Raw genomic sequence first — 17,915 nt, 5'->3', positions numbered from 1 at the left:
TATGCTAACTGGTATAATGAGTATTGACGTATATGAGTATACCAGTAATATGACGCGAACCTGAAGTGGCCGGGGGGGAGACATCCTGCCATTTTTGTCGAATCGCTCGGAAACAGCAGATTCTCAGAATAGAAGCCAGGTTGAATCTCTGCCCGCGAGGGCAGTGATCCGGCGCAGGCTGATTTTAAAAAGTGGGGGAGAAGTTATGAAATTTAAGAGTTTGATTGCTGCAAGCGCGATGGCATTGCTTACATCTGGTTTTGCGACCGCATCGGCCGAGACCATCGTAAATATCGGCCATGGCGTGCAGACGGGTCATCCGACCCATATCGGGCTTCTAAAGCTTGCTGAGATCGTCAACGAACGGTCCGCGGGTGAAATCACTATCAAGATCTATCCCGATCGCCAGCTCGGCGAGGAACGGGAGATGGTCGAGGGTTTGCAGCTCGGTAGCGTCGAGATGACGGTGGTTTCTACCGGTCCGCTCGTGAACTTCCTGCCTGAAATCGGCGTTCTGGACCTGCCTTTCCTTTTCGAGAATTCGGCCCATGCCTATAAAGTATTTGACGGCGAGGTCGGCCAGAATCTTCTGAAGAAATTTGACGGTGTCGACATGGTTGGCCTCGCAGTATGGGAGAACGGTTGGCGTCACCTCTCGGCCAAGAAGGCGGTCAATGCACCAGCCGACCTTGCCGGACTCAAGCTGCGCACCATGCAGAACCCTGTGCATATCCGCGCCTTTGAGGCGCTTGGCGCCTCGCCGGTCCCCATGGCATGGGGCGAGGTGTTTACCAGCCTTGGCCAGGGCGTCATCGACGGGCAGGAAAATCCGATCACCATCTTTTACACCAACTCACTGTCGGAAGTGCAGAGTGATATAACGCTGACCGGCCATGTCTACGGCCCGCATGTCTTCCTTGCTTCCAAGTCGGTATGGGAGAGCTGGCCTGAAGAAGTCCGCTCTGCAATTCTGGAGGCTCTGCCCGAAGTGACCGCGTTCCAGCGCGCCGAGAGCGCTCGCCTGGAAACTGAGCAGAAAGAGAAGCTTAAAGAGCAAGGCGTGACCATCACCGAGGTGGATACGGCACCTTTCCGTGAGATCGCTCAAGGAATCTATTCGGATTTTGACTTCGATCCGGCGCAGATCGAGGCGATCCGCTCGGTCGCCGATTGATAGCATTACGCGTTCGGGGCACGATCTGAATGGATACTTTTGGCCCATGGATGGTCGTGCGCCGCATCGGCGAGATTGCCATCATGCTGCTTTTCACCGGCATGATTGTATCCGCCATATTGCAGGTTGTTGCGCGTTACGTCTTCAACTCGCCTTTTACATGGTCCGAAGAGCTTTCGCGCTATCTCTTCATCTGGCTCTCGTTCCTTGGAACCTGGTACGCGTGGATACGGCGTGAGCATCTAGGGATTGACGCTGTCCCTCAGATGCTCCCACCGCATATGAGGCGCGTCCTGCTGTGGCTTATCGAAGTTGCGGTCCTGATCTTCGCCGTGGCCAGCATGATCTACGGTCAGCGTATTCTACAGATCTCGGTTCGACAGCCGTCTGCGGTGTTGAGAGTGCCGATGTTCTGGATTTATGTCTCTTATTACGTCGCCATGACGCTGATAACTGCGGAAATATTGCTCGGCTGGCTTCACAACTGGCTCCATCCTGCCCCCGAAAAACTCCCCGAAGGCGTCAATTGATCACTGTCCTTGTCATTGGTTTTGTCATCTTTGTCGTGATGGGCGCGCCTGTTTTCGTCGCGCTTGGCCTGTCTTCGCTCGCCGCGCTTTTCTGGGAGGGGATTCCTCTTGCGCTGGTTGTCCAGAAGATGGTCGCCTCGATCGATAGTTTCGTGCTGCTCGCCATTCCCTTTTTTCTGCTGACTGGCCATCTGATGGACCGCACCGGCATCGCGCACGATATCGTTGGTTTTGCCGAGAGCGTCGTCGGCCGGTTTCGCGGAGGCATCGGGCATGCCAATGTGGCCCAAAACGTGCTGATGGGTGGGATGACTGGTTCGGCCGTCGCCGATACCGCTTCCAGCGGAACCGCGATGATCCCGGCCATGGTCAAGCGCGGATACTCGCCGGCTTTCTCGGCGGCAATCACTGCCTGTTCATCGATCATCGCGGTCGTGCTGCCGCCCTCTGTGCCGATGATTGTCTTTTGTGTCGTCACCGGCGCCTCGGTCACGAAGCTTTTCATCGCCGGTATCATCCCTGGGCTGCTTGTTGCCCTTGGCATGATGATCGCCATAGCGGTGGTGGCCGGTCGCGAAAACCTGCCTCTTGGCCGGAAGTCATCCGGCCGCGAAATCTGGTGGTCCTTCGTCAAGTCTCTCCCTGCCATGACGTTGCCGGTGGTGATCCTGGGATCTATCCGCTTCGGCATAGCCACCCCCACGGAGGCTTCGGTCGTCGCGGCAATCTACTCATGGTTTCTCGGACGCTACTGGTACAAGAACCTCAGCTATCGCGACCTGAAGCCGATAGCGCTCCTCTCCGCCTCGACTACCGGTGTCGTCATGATGATGATCGCTGCGGCCTCTCTCTATGGCCTGATCCTCACCCGCGCTCAAGTGCCACAGGAGATAGCTGCAGCCGTTACCAGCCTGACTCAGGATCCATATCTGGTTCTGCTGTTGATTCTCCTGATTTATCTGGCGATGGGCGCGATTCTCGACCTGACGGCAAATATCATCATCCTCGTGCCGATCCTTTATCCGGTGACGGTAGCGCTTGGCATTGACCCGATTCAATTCGGCATTGTAACGATCATCGGCCTTGCAGTCGGCCTCGTTACGCCGCCGGTCGGGATATGCCTGTTTGTCGCTGCCTCGATTGCGCGCGTTCCGGTGATGAGCGTCGCCTGGGCCTCGTTGCCTTATATTATCTCTACTCTGTTGCTGGTCATTCTAATGATCTTCTTCCCCTCGATCTCGACGTGGCTTCCCGGTTGAACTGGAAAGAACGGTTCGATCTAGTCGGGGGCCAGGCATTACAGTTGAGCTTCGATGGCGGCCTTGTCGATGACTGACCAGACGTTCACGATCCGCCCGTCCAGAAACTCGTAGAAGACATTCTCGGTGAACTGGACTTTCCGGCCATTAACGGACAAGCCGAACAACTCGCCTGTCGGCGTGCAGTCGAAGCGCAGGCGGCTTGCGACGCGCGGTGGCTCGATTACCAGAAAATCGATGTCGAAATAGAGATCGGGAATGGCGCGGAAATCTCCTTCGAGCATTTCGCGGTAACCTGACAATCCGATCCGCTTGCTGTTGTAGTGAGCGTCCTCGTGGACGAATTTTCCAAGATTGGGCCAGTTCTGGCTGTTCAGGCAGTCGATGTAGCCACGGTAGATTTCGGCAAGGTCGGTCATGACTCACCCTGACGGGCCAGAAGATTGCGTTCCACCTTTTGCAGATGGGCGCGCATTGCGGCGGCGGCACCGCTCATGTCGCGATTAGCGATCGCCTCGATGATTGTCTCATGATCGGTGAAGCTGTGATGGTCGGGCTCGGGCTTGAGAGGGCTCGAGCGAAGCCTGCCCCAGGTGACGGCGCGGCGAAGTGCATTCAGCGTATCGAAGATACCAAGCAGCGGCGCGTTCTGTGTCGCCTCGGCGATGGTGCGATGCAGGCGTGTGTCGAGGCTTTCATATTGGCGCCATGTAGCCGCTTCGCGCGACCGCTGATGACAAAGTCGCATCTCGGCGAGATGTACGCCGGTGGCGGTGAGGGCGGCGGCGCGCGCGATCTCCGGCTCGATGACGAGGCGGGCGCGCATCATTTCGGCGGGGCTGGTTTTGCGCGCCAGTGCCGTGACATCCGAAATGCTGTCGATGGGGCGGCGGCCAAGGAAGGTGCCCTTGCCGACGTGACGCCAGATCTGGCCTTCGGATTCCAGAACGCTTAACGCCTTGCGCAATTCGGCGCGCGATAGGCCAAGCTCTTCCGACAATTCACGCTCGGGCGGCAGGCGGCCAGCCTCTTCCAGTTCGGAGCTCGCAAGATGCGCCCGCAAAAGGCTTACCGCCGCGTTTCCGTTTGAAGTTTTCTCTACCACGCCGTCTCTTTCTTCTAAACCAATTCGTGATTGGTTTGACATATGAATGCTAAAAACCGTTGCGTCAAGCCAAAACGCTTGACTCTCATCCGAAACCAAATGTAACCATTAGCATATTGGTCGGTAATGATCGGGCAATGGTTCATAACAAGCGGAAAAAACCGCGAGATCGGAGGAAAAGGAAATGTTCAAGTGGTCACGTTTTCTGAAAGCAGGTGCTGCGGCGTTTGCGCTCAGCACTGCCGTATTCTTCTCAAATGCTGCGAATGCCGAGGTGCGCATTGCATTCGGTGACATCGCCAGCGTCGAATCTCTTCACCTTCTGGCAGCGCTTGAGCGCGCCAAGGAAAAGGGCGTCGAGATGCAGATCACCTATCTGAAATCGGAAGACATCGCGGCACAGGCGGTTGTCAGCGGACAGGCCGATATTGGTATCGGCGGGCCTTACGCTCTGATGCAGAAGGTGAAAGTGCCGGTTCGCATGTTCATGCAGCTTTCCACGCTTCGCTTCTATCCGGCAGCGGACGCTTCGCTTTACAAGACCTGGAAGGATCTCGACGGTCAGGAAATCGCCGTTCACTCGCGCGGCTCCGGCACCGAGGCTCTGGTGAAGCTGGTCGAGATGGAGGAGGGCATCAAATTCTCGAAGATCAGCTACATTCCCGGTTCCGAAGTTCGCACCGGGGCTCTGTTGCAGGGCAATGTGAAGGCGACCATCGTCGACTCGTCCGGACGCCGCCTGTTGGAGACGGAAGCACCGGGCAAGTTCACCTTTCTGCCGCTCGACGGCGTGGACGCGACCGACGAAGCATTGTTCGCGACGACCGAATTCCTCGAAGCCAATGCCGAGGATGTCGACAAGATCGTGGAATCGATCGTCGAGACGTGGCGCGAACTGGCAGCCGACCCGGACCAGATCGTAGCACTTCGCGACAAGTACAAGCTGCTTGCCGATCTGCCTGAAGGTCAGGTTGCAGAGATCAAGCCATACTTCGAGGAAATGGCGAAGGACGAGGCACTGCCGTTGAATGGCGGCGGCGCGGATGCAGCCAAGGAAGATTTCACCTTCTACACGCTTTCCGGCCAGCTTACCGGCGACCCGGCAACGCTGAAGGTCGAAGATTTCTGGGACGTCCGCTCGCTTGACCGCGTTCTTGCCAAGCTCGGAACCAAGTAAGGAGTTGCAGATGTCGACGTCCTTGCCGATCGATCGGTCCAAGGCCGCGCACCTTCCCAAAGAGGAGGTGCGCGGTTTCAGGGAAATCCTTTCCGACTATCCGGTCATTTCGCGGATCGTGTCGGTAGCGATCTTCTTCGCCGCGTGGGAAATCGCCGGAAACGTGCCTATCAGCTACGCGTTTCCGACATTCAGTGCGACCGTCGTCGCCTTCGTGGCGATGATCGCAGATGGCAGCATGATCGGCGCCTATGCCGTGACGCTTCAGCCCCTGATCATCGGCATCGCCATATCGGCGGCCATCGGAATATCGCTGGGTATCCTGATGGGCCTGTCGCGCGGCGCGGAATGGTTTGCGGCACCGATGTTTATCGTGCTGCAATCCGCGCCGATGGCGGCACTCATTCCGCTGATCACCTTCGTCTACGGCATTGGCCTCGTTGCCAAGACGCTTGCGGTGATCATGCTGGCGCTGCCCGTTATCGTGCTGAACGGCTACAAGGCGGTGCGCAATGCCAACCCCTCACTGGTGGCGATGTGCAAATCCTTTCAGGGCACGCGCATGCAGCAGATCACCAAAATCATCATTCCGGATGCAAGCCCGGTGATCTTTGCCGGTCTTCGGCTGGGCCTCGCCGCCGGTTTCATCGGCGTCATTCTGGCCGAGCTTCTGATTACGCCGACCGGCATCGGTGATCTGATCACCTATCACCGCTCAGTTGCCAACTATGCAGAAATGTATGCGGCCGTGGCCTCCATCATTCTCGTCTCCACCGTGACACTGTCGCTGCTGGAACGCTTCGAGACACGGGTGCTGCGTCCGGACAAGAGGAGGACGAAATGAACACCAACGCTGCTCTGAAACAAGAACTTCCAGACACCGCAGACGACAGCGTCGTTCAGGTGCGCGGCATTCGCAAACTTTATGGCGACGTGGAAGCGCTGCGAAATGTCGATCTCGATTTCCATCGCGGCAAGCTGACGACGCTGCTCGGACCTTCGGGTTGCGGAAAGACCACGCTGCTCAAGATCATTGCCGGTCTGGTTCCGGCAACGTCAGGTGAAGTGCGCGTCAACGACAAGGTCGTGACAGGCCCCGGACCGGAGCGCGCATTTGTCTTCCAAGATTTCGCATTGATGCCCTGGGCGACCGTGATCCGCAATGTTGGCTTCGGTCTCGAACTGCGCGGTGTTGGCAAGGCAGACCGCCTGAAGGTCGCGCGCCACTACATCAATGAGGTCGGGCTGACCGGCTTCGAGGAAAAGTATCCGCACGAATTGTCGGGCGGCATGCGCCAGCGCGTCGGTCTGGCACGGGCCTTTGCGGTGAATGCGGACGTGCTTCTTCTGGACGAACCGTTCTCGGCAGTCGACGAACAGAACCGCCGCAAGTTCCAGGAGGATTTGCTGCGTCTGGTCGAAAAGGAAAAGAAGACCTTTATCTTCGTGACGCACAGCATCGAGGAGGCGGTTTACGTTTCCGACCGGATTATTCTGCTTTCGAGGCGCCCGGGCCGGGTATCGCAGATCATCGAACCGAAGATCGATCGCTCTGCCACACCAGACGCCATTCGCCGCGACCAGGGGTATCTCGATACGATCGAGGACATCTGGCAGGGCCTCAAGCAGTACACGGATTGAGGAGCGCGCCATGATGATGTTCGGATATCGGGTGCCGATGATGGCATCGCTGATTGTGTGGTGCCTGATCTGGGAAGTGGTCGGCCAGCTCGATTTGATGTTTCTTATACCGCCGTTCTCCAGCGTAATGCTCGCAGCATTCAAGCTGGTGCAGACCGGAAGCTGGCAGAATGCGGCATTGATTACGCTGCACGGATTTGCCGTGGGCATGGCGCTGGCAATCGTTACCGGCATCGTGCTCGGCGTGTTGATGGGACGCTTCAAGGCCGTCGACGATCTGTTCGGCATATGGGTCAATATCTTCGTCAGCGCGCCGCTTTCGGCACTCGTGCCGGTGCTGATGATCCTGTTCGGGATGGGCGAGACGACGGTTATCGTGACGGTCTTCCTGTTCGCAGTCTGGATCATCGTGCTGGACACGCGCGCCGGCATCCAGCATGTGCCCAACTCGCTGGTCGAGATGGGACGCAGCTACGGCGCATCGAGCTTTGCGCTCTACTCGAAAATCATCCTTCTGGCCGCACTGCCGGAAATCCTCGCCGGCATCCGGCTGGGTCTGGTGCGCGGTGTGAAAGGTGTGGTGATCGGCCAGTTGCTGGTGTCGATCATCGGCTATGGCGAACTGTTCGAATTGTATTCGCGCAGCTTCGACATGGAAAACTTCTGGGCGCTGACCGTCATTCTCTTCGCCGCGGCGATGCTGATGTCGGCGCTCGTTGAATACTTCGAAAAGAAAGTCGAATTTTACGCAGGAGTGAGATAAATGAATGCCCCTCTGACCATCGCGGACTACGCAATCCAGCCGCCCGCGCAACCGGCCTTGCCTATCAAGGGAAGCTCTAAACTGTTTCCGGTGCACCGCATTTATTGCGTTGGCCGCAACTACGCCGACCACGCAATCGAGATGGGTCACGACCCTTCCAAAGAACCGCCTTTCTTCTTCCAGAAGAACCCGGACAACATCGTTCTCGACGGCAAATTTCCTTACCCTTCGGCTTCCTCCGACGTGCATTTCGAATTCGAAATGATCGTTGCGCTGCACAAGGGCGGCACTGACATTCCGGCCGAAAAAGCGCTGGACCATGTCTACGGCTATGGCGTCGGTCTCGACATGACGCGCCGCGACCTTCAAGGCGAAGCCAAGAAACTCGGCCGTCCATGGGAAGTCGGCAAGGCTTTCGAGGCGTCCGCTCCCTGCTCGCATCTGGTGCCAGTCAGCGAGACCGGCCACCCGGACGCAGGTGCGGTCGAACTGACCGTCAATGGCGAAGTTCGCCAGAGCGGCGATCTCAACCAGTTGATCTGGAAAGTACCGGAAATGATTTCGTACCTTTCCGGTCTGTTCGAGCTTCAGCCGGGCGACATCATCATGACCGGAACGCCTGCCGGCGTCGGCGCGGTCAGCAAAGGCGACGTTCTCAAGGGCCATGTCGACGGCATTGGTTCGATCGAAGTCACCGTCGTCTGAGACGATATATTGAAGTCGCGGCGGGATGACGTCGCGACTTTCTTTTTTAGCTGGACCAACAGCTTTTTATCCCACCTTCGGCGTGAAGCAATTAAAGCTCACGCCATCTTTTTGGTTTCACGCATCCCGGTGACGCAATGCTCGGTATTTCGCTTTTCGACCTGTCCTGGCTTTTGATCGCGCTGCTTGCGGCGGGCGCGCTGACGGGAGCGCTTGCGGGCATATTCGGCGTTGGCGGCGGCGCGGTGGCGGTACCGATCCTCTACGAGCTTTTCCGCTTCGTCGGTGTCCCCGAAGAAGTGCGGATGCCGCTTTGCGTCGGCACGTCGCTGGCCATCATCATCCCGACCTCGATCACCTCCTTCATCACGCATTATCGAAAAGGCGCGGTGGATATGTCGATCTTGCGAATATGGGCGATACCAGCGGTCATAGGCGTCATCGCAGGCAGCGTGATTGCGCGTTATGCGCCCGCCGACCTGTTCAAGACCGTGTTTGTCGTTGTCGCGGGACTTTCGGCAATACGGCTTCTGTTCGGCAAGGATAGCTGGCGGCTCGGCCTCGACATGCCGGGGAAATTCCTGATGGTTGTCTATGGTTGGATCATCGGCCTGCTCTCGGCCTTGATGGGGATTGGCGGCGGGCAGCTCTCCAGCCTGTTCATGACCTTTTACAGCAGGCCGATCCATCAAGCCGTTGCAACGTCTTCGGGCCTCGGTGTGCTCGTTTCAGTGCCCGGCGCGCTCGGCTATATCTATGCAGGCTGGCCGAAGGCTGCCGAATATCCCGATGTCGTGGCAATGCAATATCCGCTGGCGCTCGGCTATGTCTCGCTGATCGGCTTTCTGCTATTTATTCCGACGAGCACGGTCATGGCCCCAATCGGCGCGCGCTTTGCGCACCGACTCTCGAAACGAAAACTGGAAGTCGCTTTCGGTATTTTCCTGCTGTTCGTATGCGCACGGTTTCTGGCGAGCCTGATCTTCTAAACAAAGCCTGTGCGGTTCGCGCCAATATGGTCGTGACAAGCGCACCTGCATGATAGTTTGCGCGTATGGATTCGCGCATTTCGATCAGAACACAGATAGCAACCGTCCCTTCGTGGGCAGTGCCCCGTAGTTTCGTGGCGGCTGAGGCCGATGCGGCGTTCATGGCGGGTTCCGCTCTGAATACGCTGGATGGGCTGGTTCGCAGCGAGCGCGTCTGGGCGGGAGTCTGGCGGCAACGTCTGGCGCTAACATGTGCAGTGTCGGCGATGCGCAGTTTCGGGCGTGTCGAAGATGAGGCAGCGCTTCGCGACGCCTGGGTTCTACGCAAACCGGGCGATGAGCCGGGGCCAGCGGGAAACATTCTCGCGGCATGGAAGCGCGCGGCGTCGCGTGCGCCGATTATCGATGCCGAATGCATAGCGAGTTTTGCTGAGCTTCTGGGATTTCACGTCGACGAGGCGCTGGCGGAATTGCCGGCCGTTGCCGATGAAATCACCGCAGAAGGCAGGTCTGTGCCCTTTGCCACTTCGGCACTTCTATCAAAGCTGCATGAGACGCGGCCAGACGCAGCACCGCTCGGCTGGCTTTTGGCAGATATCATGCTGGCGCGCCTGATGCGGTGGCGGCATGTGGTGCCGCTGTTTATGGCGCAGGCGCATGGGACCGCCTTTCGAATCGACGGCGGACGCGGGAAACTGCGTCCCGGCGATGAGGGCTTTGACAAAGCGGTGTGTCTCGCACTGGCGCATGGCGCAGCGGAAGCGTGCCGGATGGCAGCGGAAATCGCGCGCCGCGCTGACAGGCTGGCAGAGGTGACACCCAAGCTGCGCGCCAAAGGGGCGAGCGAGGCCATACGCCTGTTGCTCAATGACGATGCGGTTTCCGGTTCTTTGACAACACCCAAGCTCTCGCGCTTCGCCACGCGCAGGCTGTTCGAACGCCTGACGGAATTCGACGCGGTGCGCGAGCTTTCCGGGCGCACGAGTTTTCGCATTTACGGGCTGTGATTTTGCCATAGCTCGAAGCTTCTTGCTAAAAAATCAGTTTGCCTGAATTATTCGAAGATCGGTGACGGATCGCGGTGGGAGGCTGCGTTCGATGGCGGAATTCGATTATGTGATTGCCGGAGGAGGAAGCGCTGCCTGCGTGGCGGCGATGCGGCTCGTGCGCGACTTCGATGCGCGTGTGCTGATGATCGAGCGCGGCCCGGCGCGGAAATCGCCTATCCTGCGCATGCCCGCCGGCTACATGAAATTCCTCGCCCGCGACGATTACCTCGAAATGCACAAGACGGTAGCACAGCCGCGCCTTGGCGGAAGAGCGCCGATTGTGCCGCAGGCCAAGGTTCTGGGCGGCGGCAGCGCCGTCAACGCCATGGTCTATATGCGCGGCCAGCGCGAAGATTACGATGGCTGGGATAATTTTCTCGGACGTGGTTCCGGCTGGTCCTACGATGATCTGCTGCCGCATTTTCGCGCGCTCGAAAAGAACACGAAATTCAACGACAGATATCACGGCATCAATGGCGGGTTGCTCGTTTCGGACCCCGGCGTGCTTTGCGACACGACTGAAGATTATCTGCTGACGGCGCAGGGAATGGGGTTTCCACTCAACCCCGATTTCAACGGCGCGCGCCAATATGGCGTCGGCATCATGCAGCATACGATGGGCAAACGCGGGCGGCGCATGGAACGCTGCGATGCTGTGACGGCGTTCCTTGCGGAATTGATGAACGATAAGCGGTTGACGATCATCACCGATGCGCGGGTGGATCGTATTCTGATTGAAAATGGGCGCGCGGTCGGTGTGCAATACTGCAAGGCGGGTAAGGATTTTTCTGTTCGCGCGGAGCGGGAAGTTCTGCTGGCGGCAGGAACCTATAACACCGCAAAGCTGATGATGCTTTCGGGGCTTGGACCGGCGGATCATCTGCGAGAACACGGGATTGAAGTTGCGGCCGATCTGCCGGGGGTAGGCTCCGGATTGCAGGATCACCACGAGGTTCCGGTGATTGCGACGACCAAGGGACCGAGCGGCTATTTCGGGCAGGATCGCGGATGGAAGATGCTGCGAAACGGGCTTCAATATCTGCTGTTCGCCTCCGGTCTGATAACGACGACCGGCATTGAATCCTGTCTTTTCTACGACCCGGATGGGGGCGAGCGCCCGACCGTCCAGCTTTACTGCGCGCCGATCGTCTATCTGGATCGGGATGTTTCGGATGCCGCTCCGTCCTATGGTGTGACACTGACATCCTGCCTGCTGCGGCCCAAGGCGCGGGGAAGCGTGCGTCTGCGCTCCGGCGATCCGGCAGCGCAGCCATTGGTTGATGCGAATTTCTTCGGCGACGAGGAGGATTTGCGCATCACCAAGGCCTCGATCAGGGTTGCGCGGCAAATTCTGGCTTCGCGGCCTTTGTCAGACAAGATCGCGAAGGAATTGCTGCCGGGTTTTTCGGTGCAGTCCGAGGATGAATTGTCAGCCTATTGCGGAAAGACGGTGAAGACGAATTATCATCCGGTTGGAACGGCGCGTATGGGGCCGGAAGGCGACGGCATGTCGGTGCTGAATTCGCGGCTTCAGGTGCATGGCATCAATGGGCTTCGGGTCCTCGATTGTTCGGCAATGCCCTTCATTCCTTCCGGCAATACGAATGCGCCGGTCATGGCGCTGGCGAGCAGGGCTGTGGATTTTATTGTTGGCAAGGAGCGACTGGAACCTCGCCATCTTGAAGAGGTATCGCTTTAATTTAAGCGCGGCAACGCGACACGAAATGGAGAATGGAAGGCCAAGCGGGCGAAATACCCGCCGACACGAAGAGGGAGGTTTAGTTATGAAAGCCGATTTGAAGATTGTCCCCGACTTCGAAATGATCGTCTGCCCGCCGGCGGAATCTTTCCGCTGGAACGTGCACGATTATCCTTTTTTCGGCGCCAAATGGCACTATCACCCGGAATACGAACTGCACCTCACGCGCTCGACGACCGGCGTCATGATGGTCGGCGACTATATCGGTGAGTTCAAACCCGGCTGTCTCGTGTTGACGGGTCCGAACGTTCCGCACAATTGGGTGAGCGACATTGCGCCGGGAAAGCTGATCCGCAATCGCGACATGCTTATCCAGTTCACGACCGAATGGGCCGAGCGCGTAACGGGACTTTGTTCCGAACTCGGTTCGATCAACCCGCTTTTCGAAGATGCCGTCTACGGCGTGGAATTTTCTGGTGAGACGGCGGTGAACGGACGCAGGCTTCTGGCGCAGATGGGCGAAGTGAGCGGTGCGGAACGCATCGTGCTTTTCCTGCAACTGATGATCGCACTGGCCAGTGATCCTTCCGAGCGGCGTCGCCTTTCCAGACTTGCGCCGAAGCGCGAACCGGCATCGCTGCCGGCCGAACTCGATGTCGCTATGAAATATGTTCTGGAGAATTACAGCGAGGAAATCGACCTGCATCAGGTGGCAAATCTTTGCGGACTGGAACCGCAGGCGTTTTCCAGATTCTTTAAGAGGCATACCGGCCATACATTTGCGCGCTATGTGATCCTTGCACGTATCTATGCGGCCTGCTCTCTGCTGACGCAGACTTACCGGCCAATCACGGACATCTGCTTCGAAGTCGGTTTCAACAACATCGCGAACTTCAACCGTCAGTTCTTCAAGATCTGCCATCGCACGCCTTCGGACTACAGGCGTAGCGCCCATAAGGTCGGCACTGAAGCGCGCGCCGATCCGTTCCGCGAGATCAGGGCATTCGCATCGGGCATGCGCGCTTAGGGTAACCGGCGAAAAAGTATAGATCGCCTTTCATACGCGCGTAGCGGGACCGAAAACCCGCGCATAAGCTTCATGAACCAGCCAGGGCAAAGTCACTGGCTGCTGAAACGCTAAATATCGGCAAATAAAGGAAAATCCGAAGGTCGGGAGGAGCCGCGCCTTGGAATTTTCCATGTCTGTCGCAATCGGAAGCAGCAGGGAGGTCCGCAGGCATCCGCCGTGGACTGATGTTAATCCAGGGAGGAAAGCATGTTCAGGAAAAGCAGTTTAGGACTTGCAGCGCTGACACTTGGCCTTATGGCCAGCGTCATGTCTGCCAAGGCGGACTTCTGGTCGGACGCTGGAGCCAATCTCAAAGGCGCTACGATCCGCGGAATTTCGGAAAGCACGCCGCCATCGGCCTATGTTCGCGACGTGCTGGCACCTGCCTTCTCGAAAGCGACCGGCATCACGGTCGAATTCGAAGCGACTTCGTGGGACCAGATGTACGACAAGGCGATCAAGGACATGGAGGCCAATACGGGCGTCTATGATTTCGTCTATATCGAGCAGGATATCATCTACAGCTATCTCGCCCGCAACTTCCTCGTCGATATAACCAAGACGCTGAACGAAAAGGCGAATTTGAAATCGCCGACTTTCGATCCGTCGCAATTCACCAACTTCGTCGACAATTTCAAGAATGCCGATGGCGACATTTTCGGCGTGCCGATGGAAGCCTTCGTCAAGATTTACCTTTACCGGAAGGATCTGTTCGACGATCCGGCCAACAAGGAAGCGTTCAAAGCGAAGTATAATTACGACCTCGCGCCAGCGACCAACCATCAGCAATATCGCGACATTGCCGAGTTTTTCACAGAATACGGCAAGGAAAAGGGCATGGAGCTTTGGGGAACGACGGTGCAGGCCAATACCGGCCACCCATCCTCGTTCTACGAATTCGTGGAATCCGTAGCGCCCACATTCGGCATTTACAATTGGGGCATCAATCTGGACGGTTATGGCGCTTCCGTTGAAAACGGCGGCAAGATGAACAGCCCGGAATCCAAAACTGCGCTGAAGTGGTGGATCGACAATCTCGCATACGCGCCACCGGAAGCAACGAGCAGCACATGGGATGAAGTCGCCGCAAGCTTTGCCGCAGGACGCGCCGCGCAAGGTCTTGTCTATGGTGAGAATGCCGCCTGGATTGCGACCGATCCTGAAAAATCCGCCATCGTCGGCAAGGTGGGCGTTGCCCTGCCGCCCGTCGAAGACGGTGTGATGGAAGCAGCGGAAAAGGGCGAAGGCTACATCGGATATTACGATGGCGGTGCCTTCGGCATTCCGACTTCGTCCACGAACCAGGATGCCGCGATCCTGTTCCTGCAATATATTGCGCAGGAAGACGTGCAGGCCGATTGGGCTGTGGCGGGTGCTCGTATTACCCACACGGCGACCTATGACGACCCGAAAGTGAAGGAGCAGGATGCCAAGGTCAGCGGCTATTACACGCTGATGAAGGATCAGGGCAAACTGTTCCGTGGCGCCCCGCCATTCCCGTTCCACAATCAGGTTCGCGAAGTCGCAGCACCCTTCATCTATCAGGCGATCATGGGTGAAATCACACCTGAAGATGCACTCGACCAGGCAGCCGCCGCGACCGATGCGGAGCTGAAAACCCTCGGATACCGCAAGTAGTCTCCCAAGACGCTTGATGCCGACCGCCGCCGCGCGACCCACGCGCGGCGGCGGGAAGGTCCCGAAGGAATACGCATGGTGGAGGAGTGGCAATGCGATCTTCGACAATAGGCTGGCTGCTTTTGGCGCCGACCCTTTTCATATTGTTCGTCTTCGGCGTTCTGCCATTCATCTATGTGATGGTCGTCGCGTTTACTCAGTGGAACAGCTTTGCCGCCGATCCGACCATGCAGTTCAACGGCGTGGAGAATTTCCGCCGCCTCGTATTCGACGCGCAGTTTCTGAAGTCCCTCTGGGTAACGCTGAAATTCGCGGTCTTCGCGGTAACGAGCCAGATTATCCTCGGCTATTTCCTGGCGCAGCTTTTCATGCGTGATTTTCCGGGAAAAGGTCTTTTCCGCACGATACACACGCTGCCGCTGGTCGTCGCACCGATCGCCGTCGGCGCGACATGGCGTCTGCTGGTGACGCCCGGTCTTGGCCCGCTTCCCTATCTTCTGCGAAACTGGTTCGGCATCGATTTCAATATCGGCCGTTATGCCGATCATGCATTCTACACAACCGTCGTCATGGACATATGGCACTGGACGCCGCTGGTCACGCTGACGATGCTGGCGGCACTTTCGTCGCTGCCGAAAGAGCCGTTCGAGCAAGCACAGATCGACGGCGCGAACAAATTCCAGGTGTTCTGGCACGTCACTTTGCCGATGCTGAAACCTGCAATCCTGGCGACCGTCTTCATTCGTCTGATGGACGCGCTACGCACCGTTGACGAAGTCTGGATGCTGACCGGCGGCGGGCCGGGCGCGGCCACGCGCTATATCGGCCTGCACATATGGAGGGTCGTCTTTCCCAAGACGGATTACGGCTATGGCGGCGCGATGTCGGTGATCGTGCTCTACCTCACCATCGTCATGTGCTGGCTGCTTTACGCCGGTCTGGTTGCAAGACGCGATCTTCGGAGGCCCGAATAATGTACAGGCAACGCCCGTTCCTCAGCGTTCTTTTCTGGCTGGGAGCCAGTGTGATAACGCTGTTTCCCATCTACTGGATGTTTCTGATTTCGGCCAAAAGCCGGGCTGAATTGTTCAGTGTACCGAGCCTTCTGATCAACTCTTTCTATTCGCAGAACTACACGAACTCGCTTTCCAATCCGAGTTTCCAGAAGTTCATGATGAACTCGATCATCATCGCGTCTTCGAACGCTTTTATCGTGACGACGCTGGGCTTTCTGGCGACATATGCGCTGTCGCGTTACAAGCTGGTGGGGAAGGAAAACGTCTTCTTCTGGACGATCACCAACCGCATGGCCCCGCCTGCGGTTTTCCTCCTGCCGCTGTTTTTGCTCTACACGCAGGTCTTTGCCTTCGGCGGCTGGCGCATGTTCGATACGCGTATCGGGCTGATCCTGCTGTATTGCGTTTTCAACCTGCCATTCGCGATCTGGACGCTGCGCTCGATCATCGATGCGATACCGATCGAGCTGGACGATGCGGCATCCGTCGATGGGGCCAGCACATTTCAGGTGATCACCAAAGTGATCTTGCCTTTAGCTAGTCCGGGGCTGGCGGTGACGTTCATTCTGACGTGGATTTTCGCGTGGAACGAATATCTGTTCGCCGCCACGCTGACCAGTATTCACGCACGCACGATCACCACCGTTCTGGCCGAGTTCGTGACGGTGACGGGCACCAATTGGGGACAATTGGCCGCGACCTCAATCCTGACGCTTCTGCCGGCGCTGATCGTGCTTGGCGTCGTTCAGCGCCACATCGTCGCCGGTCTCACCTTCGGCGCGGTGAAGGAGTAGCGAAGATGGCACCTTTGATCGATCTCGAAGCATCGGACGAGGAAGCGCAGGCGATAAAGCCGGAGCGCGTGGGCTTTCTGCCGATCCACACGAACGGTTTCGACCGTGGATTCATCGGCGTGGTTCTGTTCATCGCGATCCACCTCTTCTGGCTTCGGTTTCTGGAACAATGGCTGCCGCTGGTGTGCGCCACGGTACTCTCGCTGCTGCTCGCCGTATTCATCGTCGCGCGCGGCTGAAAATCATCGAAGGAGCAAACAAGTGAAAGCGTTGGTACTGGAAGAAAAAGAGCGGCTGTCGCTGCGTGATTTTCCGATAGAGGAAAATCTCGGCAGTCTCGATGTGCGCATCAAGCTGCACACGGTCGGCATATGCGGCTCCGACGTTCATTATTACACGCATGGCGGAAGCGGCATATTTCAGGTCAAGGCGCCGATGATCCTTGGCCATGAGGCGTCGGGAACCGTCATCGAAACAGGTTCTGATGTGACAAGCCTGAAAGTCGGCGACCGCGTGTGCATGGAGCCCGGCATTCCAGACCCCAACAGCAAGGCGACACGGCTCGGCATGTATAATGTCGATCCGGCCGTGCGCTTCTGGGCGACACCGCCGATCCACGGCATTTTGCGGCCAACGGTCGTGCACCCGGAATCTTTCACCTTCAAACTGCCCGACAATGTGTCCTTCGCTGCCGCCGCAATGGTCGAGCCGTTGGCGGTTGGCGTTCATGGCGCGACCAAGGCGCGTATCAAACCGGGTGATGTCGGGCTCGTCATCGGAGCGGGACCGATAGGTCTTGTGACAGCACTTGCCGCACTGGGTGGCGGTTGCGCGCGGGTCATCATCGCAGATGTCGACGACACCAAGCTGAACATTGCAGCCAGTCTCGGCGCGATCACGCCCGTCAATGTGAGGTCGAAAAATCTCGTGGAAGCGGTGATGGCAGAAACCGATGGTTGGGGTGCCGATTGCATCTTCGAATGTTCGGGCAACGAGAAGGCGGCATCGGGGATTTTCGACGCGCTCTGCCCCGGCGGCTGCGTCGTCTATATCGGCGCATCGGGCGACGTCATACCCTACAGTCTCGGCAAGGCGATGGTGCGCGAAGCACGTGTCGAGCATGTGTTTCGCTACGCGCATGTCTTCCCGCGCTGCGTCGCGATGCTTTCGTCAGGCGCGATCAATGTCGACCCGCTGATCACGCGGACATTCGACTTCGACGACAGCGTCGAGGCATTCGAGATCGCGGCGACGTCGCCCAGCGGTCAGGTGAAGATGCAAATCGCGATGCCGGATTAGGAGAGCGC

19 protein-coding genes are annotated in these 17,915 nt (G+C 57.8%); 17 read left to right on the top strand and 2 right to left on the bottom strand.

Going from position 1 to position 17,915, the window contains the following annotated elements; all coding sequences use genetic code 11:
• Positions 1–94: 94 nt before the first annotated feature.
• The 3 genes from ABFT80_RS20080 to ABFT80_RS20070 are packed head-to-tail and all read left to right on the top strand — an operon-like array spanning position 95 to position 2,963.
• Positions 95–1,174 (top strand): TRAP transporter substrate-binding protein, encoded by a 1,080-nt coding sequence (locus tag ABFT80_RS20080; protein WP_347973724.1) that lies wholly within the window; start codon positions 95–97, stop codon positions 1,172–1,174.
• A gap of 29 nt (positions 1,175–1,203) precedes the next feature.
• Positions 1,204–1,704 (top strand): TRAP transporter small permease, encoded by a 501-nt coding sequence (locus ABFT80_RS20075; RefSeq protein ID WP_347973723.1) that lies wholly within the window; start codon positions 1,204–1,206, stop codon positions 1,702–1,704.
• Positions 1,701–2,963, top strand: a complete 1,263-nt coding sequence (locus ABFT80_RS20070) for a TRAP transporter large permease (protein WP_347973722.1) — start codon at positions 1,701–1,703, stop codon at positions 2,961–2,963. Before ABFT80_RS20075 ends, ABFT80_RS20070 begins: the two co-directional genes overlap by 4 nt.
• A 38-nt stretch (positions 2,964–3,001) precedes the next feature.
• On the opposite strand, the gene ABFT80_RS20065 is transcribed toward ABFT80_RS20070, so the two are convergent.
• Together ABFT80_RS20065 and ABFT80_RS20060 are read right to left on the bottom strand one after the other, a co-directional pair.
• Complete coding sequence (locus tag ABFT80_RS20065; RefSeq protein WP_347973721.1) at positions 3,002–3,382, bottom strand: ester cyclase; 381 nt, start codon at positions 3,380–3,382, stop codon at positions 3,002–3,004.
• Positions 3,379–4,068 carry a FadR/GntR family transcriptional regulator gene (locus ABFT80_RS20060; protein ID WP_347973720.1) on the bottom strand — a complete coding sequence of 230 codons (690 nt, stop codon included), beginning with the start codon at positions 4,066–4,068 and terminating at the stop codon, positions 3,379–3,381. The genes ABFT80_RS20065 and ABFT80_RS20060 overlap by 4 nt, the downstream gene beginning before the upstream one ends.
• A 184-nt stretch (positions 4,069–4,252) precedes the next feature.
• Between ABFT80_RS20060 and ABFT80_RS20055 the strand changes: the two genes are divergently transcribed.
• The 14 genes from ABFT80_RS20055 (at position 4,253) to ABFT80_RS19990 (ending at position 17,907) form a co-directional block, all read left to right on the top strand.
• Positions 4,253–5,245: an ABC transporter substrate-binding protein gene (locus tag ABFT80_RS20055; RefSeq protein ID WP_347973719.1), complete on the top strand. Its 993-nt coding sequence runs from the start codon at positions 4,253–4,255 to the stop codon at positions 5,243–5,245.
• A gap of 10 nt (positions 5,246–5,255) precedes the next feature.
• The gene (locus ABFT80_RS20050; protein WP_347973718.1) at positions 5,256–6,089 is read left to right on the top strand and encodes an ABC transporter permease; all 834 of its coding nucleotides are present in this window, start codon (positions 5,256–5,258) and stop codon (positions 6,087–6,089) included.
• Positions 6,086–6,886, top strand: coding sequence for an ABC transporter ATP-binding protein (locus tag ABFT80_RS20045; protein ID WP_347973717.1), 801 nt, complete (start codon positions 6,086–6,088; stop codon positions 6,884–6,886). The genes ABFT80_RS20050 and ABFT80_RS20045 overlap by 4 nt, the downstream gene beginning before the upstream one ends.
• Positions 6,887–6,896: 10 nt before the next feature.
• Positions 6,897–7,649, top strand: a complete 753-nt coding sequence (locus ABFT80_RS20040) for an ABC transporter permease (RefSeq protein ID WP_347973716.1) — start codon at positions 6,897–6,899, stop codon at positions 7,647–7,649.
• Positions 7,650–8,354, top strand: a complete 705-nt coding sequence (locus ABFT80_RS20035; RefSeq protein WP_347973715.1) for a fumarylacetoacetate hydrolase family protein — start codon at positions 7,650–7,652, stop codon at positions 8,352–8,354.
• A 137-nt stretch (positions 8,355–8,491) separates the two neighbouring features.
• A complete protein-coding gene (locus tag ABFT80_RS20030) occupies positions 8,492–9,343 on the top strand; it encodes a sulfite exporter TauE/SafE family protein (RefSeq protein ID WP_347973714.1) in 852 nt (283 codons plus the stop codon).
• A gap of 65 nt (positions 9,344–9,408) precedes the next feature.
• Positions 9,409–10,350 (top strand): DUF1403 family protein, encoded by a 942-nt coding sequence (locus ABFT80_RS20025; protein ID WP_347973713.1) that lies wholly within the window; start codon positions 9,409–9,411, stop codon positions 10,348–10,350.
• A 91-nt stretch (positions 10,351–10,441) separates the two neighbouring features.
• Positions 10,442–12,091: a GMC family oxidoreductase gene (locus tag ABFT80_RS20020; RefSeq protein ID WP_347973712.1), complete on the top strand. Its 1,650-nt coding sequence runs from the start codon at positions 10,442–10,444 to the stop codon at positions 12,089–12,091.
• Between the two features lie 85 nt (positions 12,092–12,176).
• Positions 12,177–13,118 carry an AraC family transcriptional regulator gene (locus ABFT80_RS20015; protein WP_347973711.1) on the top strand — a complete coding sequence of 314 codons (942 nt, stop codon included), beginning with the start codon at positions 12,177–12,179 and terminating at the stop codon, positions 13,116–13,118.
• Positions 13,119–13,367: 249 nt separating this feature from the next.
• Positions 13,368–14,798: an extracellular solute-binding protein gene (locus tag ABFT80_RS20010; protein WP_347973710.1), complete on the top strand. Its 1,431-nt coding sequence runs from the start codon at positions 13,368–13,370 to the stop codon at positions 14,796–14,798.
• A 92-nt stretch (positions 14,799–14,890) separates the two neighbouring features.
• Positions 14,891–15,772: a carbohydrate ABC transporter permease gene (locus ABFT80_RS20005; RefSeq protein ID WP_347973709.1), complete on the top strand. Its 882-nt coding sequence runs from the start codon at positions 14,891–14,893 to the stop codon at positions 15,770–15,772.
• Positions 15,772–16,608, top strand: coding sequence for a carbohydrate ABC transporter permease (locus ABFT80_RS20000; RefSeq protein ID WP_347973708.1), 837 nt, complete (start codon positions 15,772–15,774; stop codon positions 16,606–16,608). The genes ABFT80_RS20005 and ABFT80_RS20000 overlap by 1 nt, the downstream gene beginning before the upstream one ends.
• Positions 16,609–16,613: 5 nt before the next feature.
• On the top strand, positions 16,614–16,847 hold the full coding sequence (locus ABFT80_RS19995) for a DUF2160 family membrane protein (RefSeq protein WP_347973707.1): 234 nt from the start codon (positions 16,614–16,616) through the stop codon (positions 16,845–16,847).
• Positions 16,848–16,869: 22 nt separating this feature from the next.
• Positions 16,870–17,907, top strand: a complete 1,038-nt coding sequence (locus ABFT80_RS19990) for an NAD(P)-dependent alcohol dehydrogenase (protein WP_347973706.1) — start codon at positions 16,870–16,872, stop codon at positions 17,905–17,907.
• The last annotated feature ends 8 nt before the right edge of the window (positions 17,908–17,915 follow it).

It is taken from the genome of Foliimonas ilicis, assembly GCF_039939195.1.
GTDB lineage: Bacteria > Pseudomonadota > Alphaproteobacteria > Rhizobiales > Rhizobiaceae > Foliimonas > Foliimonas ilicis.
Note: the sequence above shows the minus strand (reverse complement) of the source record. Positions and strands in the feature narration are given on the sequence as shown.

Excerpts from the sequence above, each read along its gene's own strand:
- ABFT80_RS20075 (WP_347973723.1), top strand. The coding sequence starts at position 1,204 with ATGGATACTTTTGGCCCATGGATGGTCGTGCGCCGCATCGGCGAGATT.
- ABFT80_RS20065 (WP_347973721.1), bottom strand. The coding sequence starts at position 3,382 with ATGACCGACCTTGCCGAAATCTACCGTGGCTACATCGACTGCCTGAAC.
- ABFT80_RS20055 (WP_347973719.1), top strand. The coding sequence starts at position 4,253 with ATGTTCAAGTGGTCACGTTTTCTGAAAGCAGGTGCTGCGGCGTTTGCG.
- ABFT80_RS20050 (WP_347973718.1), top strand. The coding sequence starts at position 5,256 with ATGTCGACGTCCTTGCCGATCGATCGGTCCAAGGCCGCGCACCTTCCC.
- ABFT80_RS20045 (WP_347973717.1), top strand. The coding sequence starts at position 6,086 with ATGAACACCAACGCTGCTCTGAAACAAGAACTTCCAGACACCGCAGAC.
- ABFT80_RS20040 (WP_347973716.1), top strand. The coding sequence starts at position 6,897 with ATGATGATGTTCGGATATCGGGTGCCGATGATGGCATCGCTGATTGTG.
- ABFT80_RS20035 (WP_347973715.1), top strand. The coding sequence starts at position 7,650 with ATGAATGCCCCTCTGACCATCGCGGACTACGCAATCCAGCCGCCCGCG.
- ABFT80_RS20030 (WP_347973714.1), top strand. The coding sequence starts at position 8,492 with ATGCTCGGTATTTCGCTTTTCGACCTGTCCTGGCTTTTGATCGCGCTG.
- ABFT80_RS20025 (WP_347973713.1), top strand. The coding sequence starts at position 9,409 with ATGGATTCGCGCATTTCGATCAGAACACAGATAGCAACCGTCCCTTCG.
- ABFT80_RS20020 (WP_347973712.1), top strand. The coding sequence starts at position 10,442 with ATGGCGGAATTCGATTATGTGATTGCCGGAGGAGGAAGCGCTGCCTGC.
- ABFT80_RS20015 (WP_347973711.1), top strand. The coding sequence starts at position 12,177 with ATGAAAGCCGATTTGAAGATTGTCCCCGACTTCGAAATGATCGTCTGC.
- ABFT80_RS20010 (WP_347973710.1), top strand. The coding sequence starts at position 13,368 with ATGTTCAGGAAAAGCAGTTTAGGACTTGCAGCGCTGACACTTGGCCTT.
- ABFT80_RS20005 (WP_347973709.1), top strand. The coding sequence starts at position 14,891 with ATGCGATCTTCGACAATAGGCTGGCTGCTTTTGGCGCCGACCCTTTTC.
- ABFT80_RS20000 (WP_347973708.1), top strand. The coding sequence starts at position 15,772 with ATGTACAGGCAACGCCCGTTCCTCAGCGTTCTTTTCTGGCTGGGAGCC.
- ABFT80_RS19995 (WP_347973707.1), top strand. The coding sequence starts at position 16,614 with ATGGCACCTTTGATCGATCTCGAAGCATCGGACGAGGAAGCGCAGGCG.